This window comes from Aeromonas sp. 95A, from assembly GCF_051919235.1.
Lineage (GTDB): Bacteria > Pseudomonadota > Gammaproteobacteria > Enterobacterales > Aeromonadaceae > Aeromonas > Aeromonas veronii.
This window is the reverse complement of the sequence record NZ_JBQBFC010000001.1, coordinates 4,306,865-4,323,505: the sequence shown is the minus strand read 5'-3', so window position 1 is coordinate 4,323,505 and position 16,641 is coordinate 4,306,865. Positions and strand designations below refer to the sequence as shown.

12 protein-coding genes and 1 pseudogene are annotated in these 16,641 nt (G+C 53.2%); 6 read left to right on the top strand and 7 right to left on the bottom strand.

Features of this window, described 5'->3' with window-relative positions:
• Positions 1-93 precede the first annotated feature (93 nt).
• The 3 genes from ACTG2U_RS19840 to ACTG2U_RS19830 form a co-directional block, all read right to left on the bottom strand.
• Positions 94-951 (bottom strand): aldose 1-epimerase, encoded by an 858-nt coding sequence (locus ACTG2U_RS19840; RefSeq protein WP_439975009.1) that lies wholly within the window; start codon positions 949-951, stop codon positions 94-96.
• Positions 948-2,399, bottom strand: a complete 1,452-nt coding sequence (locus ACTG2U_RS19835; RefSeq protein ID WP_033136275.1) for a sugar porter family MFS transporter — start codon at positions 2,397-2,399, stop codon at positions 948-950. Before ACTG2U_RS19835 ends, ACTG2U_RS19840 begins: the two co-directional genes overlap by 4 nt.
• Positions 2,400-2,480: 81 nt before the next feature.
• On the bottom strand, positions 2,481-5,759 hold the full coding sequence (locus tag ACTG2U_RS19830; RefSeq protein ID WP_439975008.1) for a DUF5107 domain-containing protein: 3,279 nt from the start codon (positions 5,757-5,759) through the stop codon (positions 2,481-2,483).
• Between the two features lie 119 nt (positions 5,760-5,878).
• On the opposite strand from ACTG2U_RS19830, the gene ACTG2U_RS19825 reads away from it, so the two are divergent.
• Both ACTG2U_RS19825 and ACTG2U_RS19820 read left to right on the top strand, forming a co-directional pair.
• The gene (locus tag ACTG2U_RS19825; protein WP_439975007.1) at positions 5,879-7,075 is read left to right on the top strand and encodes an ROK family protein; all 1,197 of its coding nucleotides are present in this window, start codon (positions 5,879-5,881) and stop codon (positions 7,073-7,075) included.
• A 253-nt stretch (positions 7,076-7,328) separates the two neighbouring features.
• The gene (locus ACTG2U_RS19820) at positions 7,329-8,681 is read left to right on the top strand and encodes a tyrosine-type recombinase/integrase (RefSeq protein WP_042054129.1); all 1,353 of its coding nucleotides are present in this window, start codon (positions 7,329-7,331) and stop codon (positions 8,679-8,681) included.
• Between the two features lie 352 nt (positions 8,682-9,033).
• Here the strand turns inward: ACTG2U_RS19820 and ACTG2U_RS19815 are convergent, their stop codons facing one another.
• Positions 9,034-10,458: a hypothetical protein gene (locus ACTG2U_RS19815; protein ID WP_439975006.1), complete on the bottom strand. Its 1,425-nt coding sequence runs from the start codon at positions 10,456-10,458 to the stop codon at positions 9,034-9,036.
• A 451-nt stretch (positions 10,459-10,909) separates the two neighbouring features.
• Here ACTG2U_RS19815 and ACTG2U_RS19810 point away from each other — a divergent pair, with 451 nt between their 5' ends.
• Both ACTG2U_RS19810 and ACTG2U_RS19805 read left to right on the top strand, forming a co-directional pair.
• A complete protein-coding gene (locus ACTG2U_RS19810; protein ID WP_024945106.1) occupies positions 10,910-11,113 on the top strand; it encodes a helix-turn-helix transcriptional regulator in 204 nt (67 codons plus the stop codon).
• Positions 11,114-11,487: 374 nt separating this feature from the next.
• Positions 11,488-12,465 carry a YagK/YfjJ domain-containing protein gene (locus ACTG2U_RS19805; protein ID WP_439975005.1) on the top strand — a complete coding sequence of 326 codons (978 nt, stop codon included), beginning with the start codon at positions 11,488-11,490 and terminating at the stop codon, positions 12,463-12,465.
• 66 nt (positions 12,466-12,531) lie between these two features.
• Here ACTG2U_RS19805 and rhaM read toward each other — a convergent pair whose 3' ends face one another.
• The 3 genes and pseudogenes from rhaM to ACTG2U_RS19790 form a co-directional block, all read right to left on the bottom strand.
• Complete coding sequence (rhaM, locus tag ACTG2U_RS19800; protein ID WP_231560942.1) at positions 12,532-12,801, bottom strand: L-rhamnose mutarotase; 270 nt, start codon at positions 12,799-12,801, stop codon at positions 12,532-12,534.
• A gap of 171 nt (positions 12,802-12,972) precedes the next feature.
• Positions 12,973-13,176 carry an L-rhamnose/proton symporter RhaT gene (locus ACTG2U_RS19795; RefSeq protein ID WP_331428943.1) on the bottom strand — a complete coding sequence of 68 codons (204 nt, stop codon included), beginning with the start codon at positions 13,174-13,176 and terminating at the stop codon, positions 12,973-12,975.
• Between the two features lie 284 nt (positions 13,177-13,460).
• Positions 13,461-13,757, bottom strand: a pseudogene (locus ACTG2U_RS19790) (L-rhamnose/proton symporter RhaT).
• Between the two features lie 390 nt (positions 13,758-14,147).
• On the opposite strand from ACTG2U_RS19790, the gene ACTG2U_RS19785 reads away from it, so the two are divergent.
• Positions 14,148-15,176: a helix-turn-helix transcriptional regulator gene (locus ACTG2U_RS19785; protein ID WP_047439749.1), complete on the top strand. Its 1,029-nt coding sequence runs from the start codon at positions 14,148-14,150 to the stop codon at positions 15,174-15,176.
• A 46-nt stretch (positions 15,177-15,222) separates the two neighbouring features.
• Positions 15,223-16,638, top strand: a complete 1,416-nt coding sequence (locus ACTG2U_RS19780) for a hypothetical protein (protein ID WP_439975004.1) — start codon at positions 15,223-15,225, stop codon at positions 16,636-16,638.
• Positions 16,639-16,641 lie beyond the last annotated feature (3 nt).

The following is a 16,641-nucleotide window of genomic DNA, read 5'->3' as shown; positions in this document are numbered from 1 at the left end:
GGAGATCAGGTAACACGCAGGATAATCCGCAATAAAAAGAGCCACCCGACGGGTGGCTCTTTGCGTTCACCAATATCACAAGCCAGATCATTATCAGCCCCCGGATGCCACTGTCAGGGTCATACCGATACTCATGCGGTCACCTCTGGCGAGTAGCCGCAAACCGGGGTGACCGGCCAGGTGGTGGGCATTGGCGGCATGACTCTGGGGCTCCAGACAGACGAAGCCACTCCCCTCATCGGGCTGATAGAGCATCAGGAAGGCACACTCGCTTGAAACCAGCAGCCGCTGCTGGCGGGCAGGATGGTCAAGCTCGGCCTGACCGCGCCAGCCACCGTAACAGTGGTTGAGCCACCCTTGCGGGCGAGCCCACTGACGAAAGTCGTGGTGGGGCGCCAGCTTGCTCGACCAGTCGATCGGCAGATGATCTGCTCCCTCTTGCCAGACGCCGCTCGCCAGAAAACAGATGCGGGTATGCTCGTCGCGCCAGAAGAAGGGGTGAAAACCCGCGCCGTAGAGACAGGGGCTCTCCCCGAGATGGGTCAGGCTGATCCGCGCCACCAGGCTCGCCCCCTGCAACCGATAGTCTATCTCCGCCAGATAGTGAAAGGGACCATTCTGGCTGTTGAGCTGCAAAGTCACCGAGCTGTCGGTCAACGCCACCGGTTGCCATCGCTGTAGCCAGCCATCCCCATGCAAAAAGAAATCGGGATCGAGCTCACTCGCGGGCAATGCACACGCCTCTCCCCACAACTCAAAACGGTTGCCTGCGACCCGGTTGGCCAGCGGCAACATGGGAAACAGCGCGCTCTGGCCGGGATGCCAGGGCTGCGCCGGGTCAGTGTCGCGCAACAGCGGGCGCCCCTGCTCATCCTCCAGCCCCAGCAGACAGGCCCCTTGTGCAGAGACCCGCATCCGAAGATGCGGGTTGCCCAATGTGTAAACCGTCATGCCGAGGCGCTCGCCTTGGTCGGCGTCAGTTCGACCTTGCCCTGGGCCAGTTGGGCTTCCAGTGCCTCCAGCGTCACCCCTTTGGTCTCGGGCACCTTGCGATAGATAAAGATGAGACCGGCAAAACAGATAAGGCCATAGAGCAGGAAGCTGCCCGCAGCCCCCAACCCGGCATTGAGCAGCGGGAAGGTGTAGGTCAGCACGAAGCAGGCGATCCAGAGCGCCAGCGTACCGGCCGACATCGCCAGCCCACGCACCCGATTCGGGAAGATCTCCGAGAGCAGCACCCAGGTGACCGGCGCCAGGGTCAAGGCATAGATGGCGATGGCCGCCAATACCAGCAGCAACACTGGCAGCCCCAGTACGCCTGTGGCGTAGGCCGCCGCCATCATGCCGTAGATAATGGTCAGGCCCGCCGAGCCAATCAGCATCAGCTTGCGGCGGCCAATCTTGTCCACCATGGGCAGCGCGATCAGGGTAAACAGCAAGTTGATAAGACCGGTGGCGACGATGGATTTGAGGGTGCTGTTGATGTCAAACCCTGCGGAGGCAAAGATCTCCTGCGCATAGTTGAAGATGACGTTGATGCCGCACCACTGCTGGAACACCGCCAGCACAATCCCGATGATGAGGATCGGCCGCACCGAGGGTTTGCCCAGCTCCGCCAGCGAGACCTTATGGGTCTCGCCCACCAGAGTCTGGCGGATATCGGCCAGGGTCTGCTTGGCATAGGCATCCCCGCCAATCTTGCCGAGCATGCGGGAGGCTTTCTCATACTGACCATCTTTGGCCAACCAGCGCGGCGACTCCGGCACGAAGAACATCAACACCAGAAACGCCAACGCAGGTACCAGTTCGGCACCGAACATCCAGCGCCAGCCGGACTGTCCATTCCAGGTCGCCAGAATATCGGCCTGCGTCGCATTGCTTGCCACCGGATCGGCGATCATCAGATTCACCAGCTGAGCCGCCAGCACACCGATGACGATGGTGAGCTGGTTGATGGCCACGAACTTGCCGCGCTTGTTGGCCGGGCTGATCTCGGCGATGTACATGGGCGAGAGCGCAGAGGCCAGGCCGATGCCGATCCCGCCGATGATGCGATAAACCACAAACAGATCGAAGTTGCTGGCCGCAGCCGTGCCCCACGCCGAGATGGTGAAGAGGATGGCGGCCAGGATCAGCGGCTTCTTGCGACCGAAGCGATCGGCTGACCAGCCGGAGATGGCGGCCCCCAGCACACAGCCCACCAGCGCCGAGCTCATGGCCCAGCCGGACTGGGCCGGATCCGTGATGGCGAAATAGGCCTCATAGAAGGGCTTGGCCCCGCCAATCACGACCCAGTCATAACCAAACAGCAGGCCACCGCAGGCGGCCACCAAACAGATCATCCAGATGTAGCTCATATTGAGCCCATTCGTATCCAATTGATTTTTCGTGCGTTCCATGACTCATCCTTTCTATCTTGTCGATTGTAGGGTGCAGTGGCGCCCCTCACCGTGGCGGGGCGCCGGTTTTTGTTATGAGAGTTATGAGTGGAGTGACAGCTCGCGGCAGATCAGGGCAAAGAGGTGTCCCTTGTCGTGAGCCGGGTTAAGGGTGAGCAGCTCTCGCAAGGTCTGTTCACAACCATCCAGCTGACCCAGCCCTAACAGACCGAGTGCTCTGACCAGCAGACAGTGCTGGCGATGTTTGTGCTGCGGGTCGTCATCCAGCACGATGAGATCCGGCAGTGAGACGGCGAAGAAGTCCGCCTCGATCGACTCGCCCATCGCCTGCTCGGCCCAGCCGACCATTCCTTCAAAGAGACGCTGCGCCTCCGCAACCCGACCAAGACGTGCCAGCGCCATACCCTGATAGAAGAGATAATCCACCGGCTGATCGTTGTAGTAGCGGCTGGCCCCCAGCGAACCCTGACCCAGACAGGCCAGTTGCAGGCACTGGGCCGCCAGACTCTGGTTGTCACAGGCCAGATGGCAGAGCGCCAACAGGTAATGGATATCGTTGTCGGTCTGTCCAACCAGACGTCCCTCCCCCAGATTGAGGGGGTAGTGCAACGCCTGTTGCAGCAACGGAATAGCCTGCTCGTGGCGCCCCTGAATCATCAACGCCAACGCCCGGCGTTGCTGATTGATGAGGTACTGACCGGTCACCTTACCCTCGCCCCCCTCCCAGGGGTGGAATTCGCGCAGCCGCAAGATCTCTGCCGCCGCCTCCAGCTGGCCGGTGATGTGATAGAGGCTGAGCAGTTCAGCGGTCAGATCGTCGCGCTTGAGGACCACCTCACGATGCGCCTCCAGCAGCACCAACCGCTCGCTTGGCGCCATGGCGCAGCGCTTGTGCAGCTGATCCAGTTCAAACAACAAGCGGGCATCATCCGGCTTGAGGGCAAAGGACCGGCTCAGGCACTGCTCGGCCGCCACCGGATCGCCGCTCTTGTTGAAGTGATAGATGCCAAGGTTGCGCCATGCCGGGGCAAACCCGGGCGCCTGCTCGCACACCTGCTGCCATAGTGCGATAGCTTGCGGGTAGCTGCGCTTGCTGTAGTGGAAGCAGCCCAGCAGGTAGCTGGCAAACCAGCTGTGTGGCAGTTGCGCCAGCATGGCCACCTCGCCAAGGGTATTGGGGAAGCGCACCTTGCGGCCAAAGGCCTGCTCGGCCCGTTGCAGCAGGGCATCCTGCGCCTCACCTTCCGGCAACAATGCAGCCTGGAACAGCAGCGGCAGGGTCTCCTCCACCGGCAGTGTTGAGAGCAGTTGCTGCGCCAGCTCGGGGCGTCCCAGCGCCAGCAGATCGTTTGCAAGGAAGCAGAGATTCACCCCGCGCCCGTTGCACAGGGTGCGCAGCGCCTCGAGATCGGTCGGCTGCTCGCTTGCCAGCCAGCGCAAGAAGGCCAGCTGATAGTGAAGTGGATAACGAACGCGCTGCTCGTCGATATAGGCGATGGCCGCCTCCTGCTCACCAGATTCCAGCAGCGCCAACCCCTTGAGGGCGATAGCGCCGTAGTGGGTACCGTTGACGGCGAGGCTGCGCTCGACAAATTGCAGCGCTTGCAAGGCATCGCGGCGCACCATGGCGATACGGGCCAGCCCGAGGAAGCCGCTGTCGCGGCAGTTACCGCTCCAGGTCGCCTTGTAGAAGTCATCGAAAGCGGCATCGAACTGCCCCAGACGCTCCTCGATGTGGCCGCGCAGCAAGCTCGCCTTGCCACACTGGGGGTTCTTGTTGAGGCGATGGGCACGGACCAGCGCCTGATTGACGTAGGTCAGCGCCTGCTCATAGTTGGCACGGTTGTACTCCAGCGTTGCCAGCGCCAGGTTGCAGCGATAGTCGCCGCCATCCAGCTCCAGTGCCCGCAGGTAGTAATCAAAGGGCGAACGGCTGGCGTGCAGATACTGCTCAAGATGCTGGCCGATGAAGTAGAGCTCGTCGACCGAGTCGAGATTGACGGCGGGCTCCGGCGCGGTGGCAGGATCAGGCAGGGCTTCGCCTGCGGGCTGATGCTCGAGATAGCTCAGGATCGGCTGGCCCTGCTCATCCAGCAGGCGTACCTGCAAGCGTCCCTCGCTGGTGATGGCCTGCGACTCAAGCCAGGCCTGACCCGGCTGCAAATCCAGAGGTTGCGTAAACCGCACGCCCCCCTCGTCGCTTACCTCGAACCGGGCCCCGCGAAGTGGCGCTACCGCATAGACCCCGCAGACGAGGCCGTCATCGCTGCGCTCCAGCTTGATGGCGGCGCGGGTGTTGGCATTTTGCAGGGTGCCGAGGGTGTTGTAGGGCAGGAAGTTCTGCACAAACACCTTCTCCTCCCCCGCATCCAGCCAGGTAAAGTCAGGCTGGTTGTCGGTATAGACCCCGGTCATCAGCTCGATGTAGGGGCCGTTGTCATCGGTCAGGTTGCGATCCCAGGCCAGACCGAAGTCACAGTTGCCCCAGCTCCACTGCTTCTTGCCCGGCGAAACGTGGTGATCCGCCACGTGCAACAGGCCGCCCTGCTCGTCATGGCAGTAGGCACCGACAAAGTCGTAGTCAGACTTGTCCGCCATATAGGAAGTGGGTACCGGAATATTGCGGTAACGGGAGATATCGACCCCGGCGGAGTAGTCCACCTTGTAGTAGGTGCCGCGGGCGATGGGGAAGGCACTGACGTCGCGCTTGCCGTGGTCATAGACGGCGGTCACATCGGGCGGGAAGACGCTCTGGTGGGCATCGCCCCCTTTCACCGCCGGGTTGGACCACCAGAGGAAGTGGCGCGGCGTGTCGTTCCCGTTGAACACCTTGCCAGTGATTTCGATGAGCGCCTTGTCGGGATAGAGGGTAAAGCCCGCCATCACCTGCAGACCACGCATCGGCTCCACCTCGCCGAGCCAGACGGTCTTGGCGCCCCCCTCCCGCTCCGTAATGGTGAAATCCACCGGCATAAAGGTGGTGGGCCTGTGGTGCTGGGGCCAGTTGAACTCGATGCCGCCGGAGATCCAGGGCCCCACCAGCCCCACCAGCGCCGGTTTGATCACCTCGTTGTAATAGACGAAGTCGCGATTCATCACCTTGTCGTAGGCACGGTGGATACGGCCACCCAACTCCGGCAGCAGCATCACCTTGATAAAGTCGTTCTCCAGCCAGACCGCCTGATAGGACTTCATCTGCTTCTGGCCGGTGAGGGTGTCGATCACCCCATAGGGATAGACAGCCCCCGAGGAGCCCTGATAGACCCGCTTCTCGAGAAACATGGGGTTGGGATCTTCGGCGCCTACCTCGTAGGTCGGCAGTGAGATGGTCTCTACCCAGACCTTGACATCAGCTCTCATTAATCTCGCCTCACTCAACATTTGTTAGTAAAGTTTTCAGTGAGACCAGATTAGAATGGTTAAACCTGCATTAATTGCTGAAAGATCACGCAATACAGTAAGCGGAGTTTAGTGAAGCGATGAGCATAGGGTTGAACAACCAGAAGGTCCGCCACCACAACAAGCAGGTGCTGCTTGCCCTGCTCTATCAGTTAAAAGAGGCGAGCAAGTCCACCCTGGCGCGCCACTGCGAGCTCTCCATTCCGGCGGTCAGCAAGATCCTTGACGAGTTGGTGGCCGATGGCGCCATCAGCCACAGCGATCAGAACCTCTCCCAGCGCGGCATCAATGGCGGCAGCTACCGCATTGCCAGCGGCCAAGGGGCCATTCTTTGCCTCAATATCAGCCCCACCCATCTGGAGAGCATCCTGGTGGATAACCTGATCACCCCGCTGGGTGAGTTCAGCGACCAGAAGATTGCCCCACAAACCCCCGATGAGCTGCTGCACCTGATTGAAGCGCACTACTACCAGCACAAGCGCCGCCACAAGGGACTGGCGATCCGGCTGGCCTTGGCGGTACACGGTCAGGTCAACCCGGCGACCGGGGTATCGCAAACCATGCCGCAAGCCCCTTGGCACGCGCCGGTCGAGCTCAAGTACCTGCTGGAGGAGCGGCTAGGTTGCGAGGTGATGGTGGATAACGACTGCATCATGCTGGCGCTGGCCCAGAAGTGGCAGGACCGGGAAGGGAACGGGGATTTTTGCGTCATCAACGTCGATTACGGTATCGGCTCGGCCTTTATCATCAACGACCAGATCTACCGAGGATCCCTGTTTGGCAGCGGCCAGATAGGGCACACCATCATCAATCCGGACGGCAGCGCCTGTGCATGCGGCCGCTATGGCTGCCTGGAGACAGTCGCCTCGTTGTTTGCCATCAAGAAACGGGCCCGGGTCTTTCTCAAACAACAAGCCAGTGCCGACAACCCGGCGCAGACTGGTGTAGAGCTGGAGACCGCCCAACTGCTTGCGCTCTACCATCAGGGGGATGCAATGATCCGCGCCCTGGTGGACGAAGGGGCCCGCGCCATTGGCCTGAGCCTCTACAACTTCCTCAATATCCTCAACATCAACCGCATCTGGCTCTATGGCCGCAGCTGCCACTTTGGTGAAACCTGGCTGCAAACCATCGTCAGTCAGACCGGCGCCAACCCGTTCGACTGCAGCGATGCGGTCAACGCCACCCATATCCGTTTCGGCCAGCTCAGCCGCGCCCAGCAGGTGATGGGGATTGGCTACCTCTATGTGGAGCGAGCCTTGGCAAAAGCCATGTAAAAAGGGCAGGTTTCACAAATGAAACATGCCCTCACGATCTGGTGCCGATAAGGGGAATCGAACTCCTGACCTTCGCATTACGAAGTCAATAAACTGACGTTTAATCCTGTCTTGATAAATCCAACAAACAAATTAATTCACATTAAATTCAATGATTTAAATACACATCAAATTCACTCTTGTCCAACGACATACAACCCTATACGATGCCAAATGTGGTACCCCATGTGGTACCCCAATACGAGGTTTTAGGATGATTTCTCAAGATCGACAAGTCGCGGCAGCAGAGCTTAAAGAAGGTGCAACCGCAACCCGATTTGCTATCAGCTCTAAACATGGTAACGGGTTATCACTCGAGGTTCGGGCCGGTAAGCAAAAACGCTTCGTGTATAGATTTAGGCTACTTGGCAAGCAACAAACCATGGTACTTGGACTATACCCTGCGATGGGACTTGCTCAAGCTCGTGAGCGACATTGTGTTGCGGTGGGGCAAGTCAAACAGGGCATCGATCCCCGTCAGGTTGTTGCAGAAGCTAAACAAAAGAACGAACAGATGCTCGTGCTTGATGAACTGTTTGAGCAATGGCTTAGCCACAAGGCCAGCGTAAAACGCCGTGATGGCGTTCGATCAGAGATTAGCCTTCGAACCGTCACTGATTATCGTCGAATCTACCAAACACACTTGCAAAAGGTCCTTGGTAAATATCGAGTTTGCGATATCACCATGGCCGTCCTCCACCAACACTATCAGAAGCTACAGAAGGTCTCTCTGGAAGGGCTTCGCAAAGCAATGGGGATAATGAACCAGGTGATGGAGGAGGCTATGCGACGACAGCTTATCGAGATGAGCCCCACGTTGGCACTCAAACCCAAAGTGTACAATGCGACCCCCAATCCACCTCGAGATCGCTGGCTACCAATCTCTGAATTACGAGCCTTGTGGCATGCATTAGAAGAGGGCGTTGAAGGTGGCGGAGCGTTAACAGCTGGTGGCCGTGGCATTGCTACGACTTCTGTTCTTTCTGGAAGTGTCGCCAATGCAATTAAAATCGTCATATTGAGCGCGGTTCGTCGAGGTGAAGTGATATCGATGCAATGGGCACACTTGGATGGTGATCGCTGGACGATCCCGGAAACCAAGAATGGGCGCCCGCATGTGGTGACCTTGTCGCCTTTGGCTCAGGAAATCATTTCAGAGCAGCGAATTATAACCTCCTCTACCAGTCCATATGTGTTCGAATCCACGACGAAGCTGGGTCATGCCATCACTGGTGACGCACTTATGCGTGCCCTTGACCGGCTACAGAAGCGTAAGCTGGCTGAACTTGAGCCTTTTAGCGTACACGACCTGCGGCGCAGTGTTGCAAACTGCTGTGGAATTGAACTTGGTGCAGGACCTCTAGAGATAGAGCATATGCTGAACCACCAGATCAGTGACAAACTCCTGCGAACTTATCAGGCGGGTGCTTTACGTAACCCTGAAAAACTGAGGAGTTTATTTCTTCGGTGGGGGGATATTGTGAAACATCAAATAGCCCAACATGAAGTAGAAAAATCACCTGATGTTATGGGGAACGTAATCCAAGGGACATTCGGTAAACGCTGAGTTTTCAGCTCAATCAGACCTAAGAAGGAAGCGGCCGATGGCCGCTTCCTTCTATGAGCCTGTTTAGCCTGATATGCTACGCAGCCACCTGATGGGCACATAGCTGATGCGGCGCCTGCCCTGGCCATTAGCCCTGCCTGTCAGGTGGTCTGTTGCAGGTGCTCCTGATAGACCTTCTGCCACTTGGAATGCTCAGCCTTATCGCCTCTGGCCAGCCAGAAAGCACAGATATGAGCAATACTTCGCTCGAGCCATGAAAGTATAACGCCAAAAGCTGCGAATTTAGTTTTTTAGCGTGCTTGAGTAATCCATTGCTAAATTTTGTGGATTTACTTTCATCCTTAGGCTGTTGCTAAAATTTATATTTAGATCTATTCCTTACTGGCTTGCGTTGCGCTCCCTTACCAAAAGAACGTGCTTTTTTACCATTTGGAAGGATTGTGTCCACATGGGCTAAAATATCCTGCCTAAATAGAGATTCTAACTCTTCATATAAAGCATGACTACTATTACCACCATCCATCAAATTAAACTCATACCGATCTCCAGGATAAGCAAAAACATCCCCTTCGCCGTCTTTTATGATAGTACTTTTCCAGAGCTGCCCGATCGTCTCTCTTATGTCAAGTTTATGCTCCCACCCTCGACCTAAAAACAAAAAAACATGCATGTAGTATCCTCTGACAGAGCAATAGTCCAACTTCCAAATATATCCATCTACATGCCTAAACAATGGATTTCTCGAGCAGTTTATGAAAAGCTTGCGCCGTCCTTCTACTAACTCTTCTAGCTTATCTTTGAAACCTTCGGTTTGGGAAGCAATTTTCAATGGTTCCTTATCCAAGCCTTTTGTTTCAGGCTGTGTAGCTACATTGCTTGACTCAATATGGATGTCATCATCTTTAGCATACATATTCTCTATTTTTTGTTTGAAACCCAAGCTAAACCTGACCACATAACGAGCTTTCCCTTCTTCTTTTTCTTTTACGTAGCCAAATATGGATTTAATATTTTGCTCAACATTAAACACTCTCACCCTTACACTTTCTTTATAGCTATTCGAGTCAAAGACAACGTTAAGAAAGCTTACCACCCCACCAATAACATCATCTGAGTAATATTCATTGAAATCAGTATCGCAACCAATTGACAGCCTATGAAACTTTATAGCTTTAATAAAATATGGCACTGCAGGGTGCACATTGAAACGCCTCTCAAAATCTTCATCTGAAATAAATGCATTAATATTTGATGAAATTAACCTTCTAAGTATTTTTCTAATCTCTTTCTTCTGTACCGCACTATACACAGGCAATAAATCTTTTTGACTTGCCATTCTATCCTTTATTAGTTCGAATGCTTTATTAACACTCTGCTCATCTTCCAAATTACTTATTTCAAAAATCCGCCGACCAATCATAGGCAAGTGGTAATAACTGTATTCTCGAATAGTCCCAATATATCTAAGCAACATAAAAATTTGTTCAAAGAAATCAGCGTCACCCGAAACAATCCGACTTTTTTTCAGGTAATGGCGTCTATTCACCCCAAGAGATTTTATAAAACGAAGTCTATAGTCATCAATTTCAGATGTTTTGAGCATAAAACCTCTACTGATCGTAGCTGCAATATGGGCATATGTCCTATTTCTTTTGGCTGCTTTCAGTAGGGAGTCACTATATTCATAAATTGAAAACTTTTTAAGTATCTCTTCTGTTTCTCCCTTATCTACCTTCCTCCTTTCTTCTTTTGCTATCACATCAATTTCGTCAGTCATGAGTATTCTCCTTTTACGCCTCTAGCTGTGATGATGAATTACTTGTCTATCAAATAACCATAACTCCTGCTGAATATCACGATAAAAATGCAAAGAAGTAAATGTCGGACTTCCAGATGTCCGTCTTGCACACTTAGCTACAAATCATGATACATAACCATGATCACACTTAACATGGTAAGTGACTTTGCATGGCAAAGCGAAGCTCATCTGAATTTTCACTCATTCTCCATGGGCTATGTGCATGCTCCTACCTATGGCTACTACTCCGGCTATCGCTACCTATGTGCACCGAGAGGTGTGACCATTCCAAACCATAGAAAGTTACCAATATGAAGGCACATACTTGTATTTGGCATCATGACCACTCAGCTCGCTGAACTACCATCTTTTTTTTCACTGGCCCGCTCTTCTGATGAAACAACCCACTACATCATCAGGAGTACACACCATGAACAACACTATCAAAGTCCTGCGCATTAAGGACCTCACCAACAAGATTGGCATGGCTAGGTCTACTATCTATGACTGGCTTAACCCCAAGTCTCCTCGTTATGACGAGACATTCCCCAAACCCTTCAAGATAGGTCAGTCCTCTATTGGCTGGTTTGAGCACGATGTTGACAGCTGGCTTATTGGTAGAAGCCAGTCTTGAATGTACTTTTCCATCCCTAGTGAGCTCCATAACTTCCAGTGTTATAAGTCATGCCTTGATAGGATAATGGATTAGGGAAATAACCATTCTTTCTTATATATGTTTTTTGGTATTTTCGTAGGTGAGGCAGGCGTATCACGTTTAGGTATATTTATTATTTAATATCACTTCTATTCAATACTATTCCTACGCTATGTACAGCCACCCCATATACAACCAATAACCATTACCACTATCGCGTACCATTACACCACTCCCATGTGGTGGTCATGCTACCACCAGCATAGTTAGCCAATACCACTCCACTAATCGCCCCTATATGCGCGTGTGTCTATCACACAGCGTAGGGTTACTCCTGCCTAAGCGAGGCCATCATGTTTAATTCAGTCAGGCTATTAGATATCCTATCCATAACAGACCTGCTCCAAAATACAACGTTCCCTATTGTCAGGGCTGTTGATTCAGCCCCTGGTAAGTCACGCATCACTTGCATTGACCGTAGGCTATCAACCCAACTGTTTAATGCGTTGGATACCGTGTGTGATTATTTTTATTGTCATGAGGAGGTATCTTCAGCGCATCCAACGGTAGCGCTATTCCTAACGCATATGCGAGAGGTTTATGGATTGCACCTCATCCATGAGAGATCTCTCGATAGTGATGTCGGTGACGAATTAGCCAGGGATATCAATAACGTTCTGTATGCGTTTCTAAGAGAATTCAAGAGTAAGGCGCACCGTAAGTGCCTCAAGAACCTTAAACGCGTTGAAAGCCGCAATCAGCTCAGTATAGCGACGTATGTTAATAGCCTATTCGACCAGCATGCCAAACTATTAGTCATCCGATTGGATATCGGCTATCACGAAGACTACTACGACCAGCTCACGTTAGACCTCGTGACGAATGACCGGAATGGTTACCTTCGTCGAGTACAGAACAATTATCCTGCATTGGTAGGCTATATCTGGAAACTGGAGTACGGTGTTGATAGACGTTTTCACACCCATATTACGTTCATTTTTAATGGGGCTATTCACCAACGAGATATCTCGCTGAGTAGAGCGCTGGGGGAGCGGTGGGAGGATATAACCGACAATAGCGGGGTCTATTACAACTGCCAAGTCAGGCGGGAGGAATATCGGGGATGGGGCACTGATGGGATTGGGATGGTTCACTACAGCGATACAACCAAGCGCATAAACCTGATTAATGCGCTGAGTTATCTGACCAAGCTGGATACGCAAATATTGGCGATATTGCCAGCCAGACGCCGGACCTTCGGACGCATGGAGACACCATCGTCCCAACCTCGCCTTGGCAGACCAAGGGTACCCAAAATACACCTAGCCTAAACACAAGGAGCGGGCATAATCATTATGCCCACCCCTGTTTATTATTGCTTCAGACAACAGCCTGTATTAGGGGAGATAGAAGAGTGATGTCAGTTCTGTGCTGATCGGGCTGTTGTCAGGATGCGATGGCATTATCTCCTGCATGTAAGCCCACCACTGCTGGCAGATGGCCGTGCTGGCCACCTCGCGCCAGCGTCCCTCATCTTCAATCTCGACGTAACCAAACAGCTGACAGCTCTCCGGGTGGAGAAAGATGCTGTAGTTGCTGGCCCCGTGCGCCTTCAGGGTTGCTGCCAGCTCGGGCCAGAGTTCATCGTGACGGCGACGGTATTCCACCTCGCAGCCGTAACCGTTCACCGGGACTGGGTTGACTTTCGCCTCAGAGGACTGTCAGCCCCAAAGTGGCAGAGGAATTTTCTGCCTTACCGGCTTATTGGCACGATGAAATGGATGATTCATCTACGACCTACAAGAAGATACAGCTGTCAATATGTCCCCGGTGAACAGTTACTCGCAGCCTAGGTGCACCGACATCAGGAATGCCTTGCGGATCATCTTGTCACTCCTTATGCCATGCCCATGCCGACCAGATTGGCGGCACCGACGATAACTACAGAGGAAACGAACCGGATGGGTACCAACCCCTTTCCATTTCGTCATCAACAGCCCCACGATACCGCCACACAACACATAACCGCTCGTGTGCGACATCCAGTTCACGAAGGACAGATAGTCTGGAATGCTGGCTTCACCCTAGGCATAAAAGAAGAACTGCAGATACCACATGATGCCACCGACCGCGGCCAGCAAGCCATTGAGCAGCAACCTCCACGCTGGCTGGGCTAGATCATTGCGCAGTGACAGTTCGGGAGCGCGTTGCCAGCCGAATGAAGCACTAGGCCATGTTGACGATGGCCCCACTGCCCATAATGATGCCGTAGCTCGGCAAGACGGCGTTGACAGTAGAGCTGGTTGATATCCAGTGCCAGCGATGCCTACCGAATGGTGGCTGCTGCTTTCAGACCGAAGGCAAATCCCGAGGGAAAAATTCCGCACATCACTGCCATCAACAACCCTTTCTTCAGGTTGAATTCTTGGGTAGTTGTGTCCAAGGCACTTTCTTTCTGATGCCCAGCCTAGGTGACTAGGCCTACACCGATCAATGCGACAAATACACCAATCTGGCCACTGACAGTTGTGAGTAGGTGACCTAATTCGCTGCGCAATATGGGTGGCATCAGGGTCCCCACAACCAGCGTCAAGCCTTTAACGATTCCCATGCCCAGAGACATTCCCAAGGTGCTGTCGGCACATTCCACCTGTTTGGTCGATTAAAAATCGATGGCCATCAGTACCCTTGGGCGGATTAACGATCACATCGCGCAACTCGAGGCACTGGAAGGTAGCCCCTAAAATACCTGATGGGCTTAAGCATCGGTGCAGGGTGTTCACCTTGGCCGGAATGGCTGTTCAACTTCGTCGAAATACGCAACTGAACTCGCAAGACTCTTGGACGACACCATTTGTCGCCCCTATAAGGACAATAACAGCAAGAGTGGAGTCTCTTATGAAGTAATGACCGGAACATTCGTAGTCCTACAGAAAGACTAGGCCTTCTATCGCGAATATAATGGCCCCAAACGAGATGCCAAGAACAGTCTTGGCCATGTAAGGTAGTTGCTATGTCTCAAACAAAAGACACGCTGTTGCGCCATTTTGCATTACTGCGGCTGATTCCCACCGAGCCACAGCGTATTGCTACAACGACACTTTTGGAAAAGCTCCGAGATAAAGGTTTTACTGTGACGCTGCGCTCCGTGCAGCGAGATTTGAATAGTTTATCAATCCCCTTTTCACTACAGTGCGATGACAGTGAGCTTCCCTTTCGCTGGAGTTTCACTCGCGACGCGCCACTGAAACTGGAAGACATGGATACCCCTACAGCGCTGGCGCTTTATTTCTCCGAAAGGCATCTGACCACTTTGCTCCCACAAGCAGTGCTGGACCAGCTAGCCCCTCAATTCAGGCGCGCCCGAAACTTTTTACGCGTTCTTGGCAATAACGATTTGGCGGATTGGGCAAAGAGGGTCAGAGCGATTCCTAGTGGCAAAGTCTTGATTCCTGCCGACATTGTGCCTCAGGTCTGGGAAGACGTTTCAACCGGCTTGTTGGAACACCGAATACTGGAAGTGGCTTACCAGAGCCGTAGCAAAAATGAGCTCAAACATTTCCGTCTGCATCCTGCAGGGCTAGTGTCACGACATGCCATTAATTATCTGGTGGCGTCGGTGGATGGCTACGACGATCTTCGACAGTTTGCCCTGCATCGCATATGTGAGATCCGGGTGCTAGATGACGCTGCAGATTTACACGCCACATTCGACATCGATGACTATATCGACACTGGGATTTTTAGCCATCGACAAACCGATGTTCAGACTGAATTGATTGCTGACGTACACCCGCAGATTGCCATCCTGCTCAACGAGACTCCGCTTAGCACAGTTCAGAGCCTTAGCGATCTCCCCAACCAAGCTTGGAAGCGGTTGCACGCACAGGTAACGCTGGATCGAGAAACCTTGTGGTGGATTTTTGGGCTCAACGACAACATTCGGGTCTATGCACCTCAGGTCTGGGTCGATGAAATCCGGCTGAAGTTAAACAACTTAAGGACTCTTTATTCAGAACCAGGTCACCAACCTCACTCGTGATCATGCACCGATCGACCTCTGTATTTCGATGATTAGGGATAATTTTATGAACAACGAACGTAAAAGAGCATTGAACAATTCAATCAGCCTCTGCCCGATCTGGCCTGCTAAAGCATCAGAGCAGATCGGCAACATGCTGCACGAGATCAATCAAGCGAACGCTATTATCGACAAAGTTGCCGGAACTGCACAAAACAGCGCGATAAAGGGCGGATTCGCAGCCGAGACTTGGCACGCGGAATCGTTTAACCTAGACGCAATCCTTAAAGACAAAGACGTTCGGGCCTTCACCGACAACTTCACCAATACGCCACTCACAAAAAACCATACGACCCACGATATCGTTGTGATGAAAGGCGATGAACAATTGCTCGGGGCTCAGCTGAAATACTTCAAAGATGGCGAGGCAACCCAAAAGGCATTCAGGTCCACCAAAGATGGTATCCATCAATATCAGGACAGCGATGCTTTTATCGGCCCTGCAGACCAGATAGAGCAGATCAAGGACGCAGCGGAACGTGACATGCTGCGAAACCAGCAAACTCGTCCAGGGGTATCCAAAGCTGCCGAAAGGGTACGTGAAAAGACTACAGGTAATCTTGACGTAGATGGTGTTCAGTCGACCCCACTAAGCAAGCGGGATGCCGAACATTTAGGTGGCGGGAATAAGACCGGCAAGGAGCTGCATGAAAACATGCAGAACGGTTATCTGAATAAGTCTACTGTCCAGCAAAGCCTGCGCGCAGCGAAATCAGCTGCGGTCATAACCACTGTTATCGCTGGCAGTATCAACACCTTCCAATCGATAAAACGTGTACGAGATGGGGAGATCACTGCGGAACAAGCCACTTTCCAAATTCTGCAAGATACGGCTATCGCCGCTGGAGATAGTGCGCTGAAAGCGGGTGTCGCCACTGCAGCGGTCAGCATGACCGCACGGAAATTGCCAGCAATGTTTGCAGGTACGGCCTTCAAACGAACTTTCGCCAACAACGGCGTGGCTACTGCAGCAGTGTGTGCGGTGGATGTGGTTCAGAACATCGTGCTGTTCGCGGCAGGTAAGATCACCCGCGAAGAACTCGAAACTCGTTCTGGGCACAACTTTTTGCAGTCCGGTGCAGCCGTTGTCGGCAGCTCGGTGGGCGCTGCAGTCGGTGCTCTCGGCGGACCGATTGGCGCATTGGTCGGCGGCATCATCGGTGGTCTGATCACCACAATGGCTATGAGCATCGCCATCGACAATCACATTGAGAAAAACTTCCGCCTGACTCTGGAAGCCACCGAGCTAGTGGCTAGCAACACAATGATTATGCATGACTCTCTGGAATATCTGCAGATGTCGCAGTCTTTCTATGCCGAGTTCCACAGGGGGTTATATCTGTCCGAACGTCACTTCGCAGACCAAGTCCAGACCATGGCAAACCAAAGCACACAGTTGAAGAATCTGATCGATAATCTTTAAGGG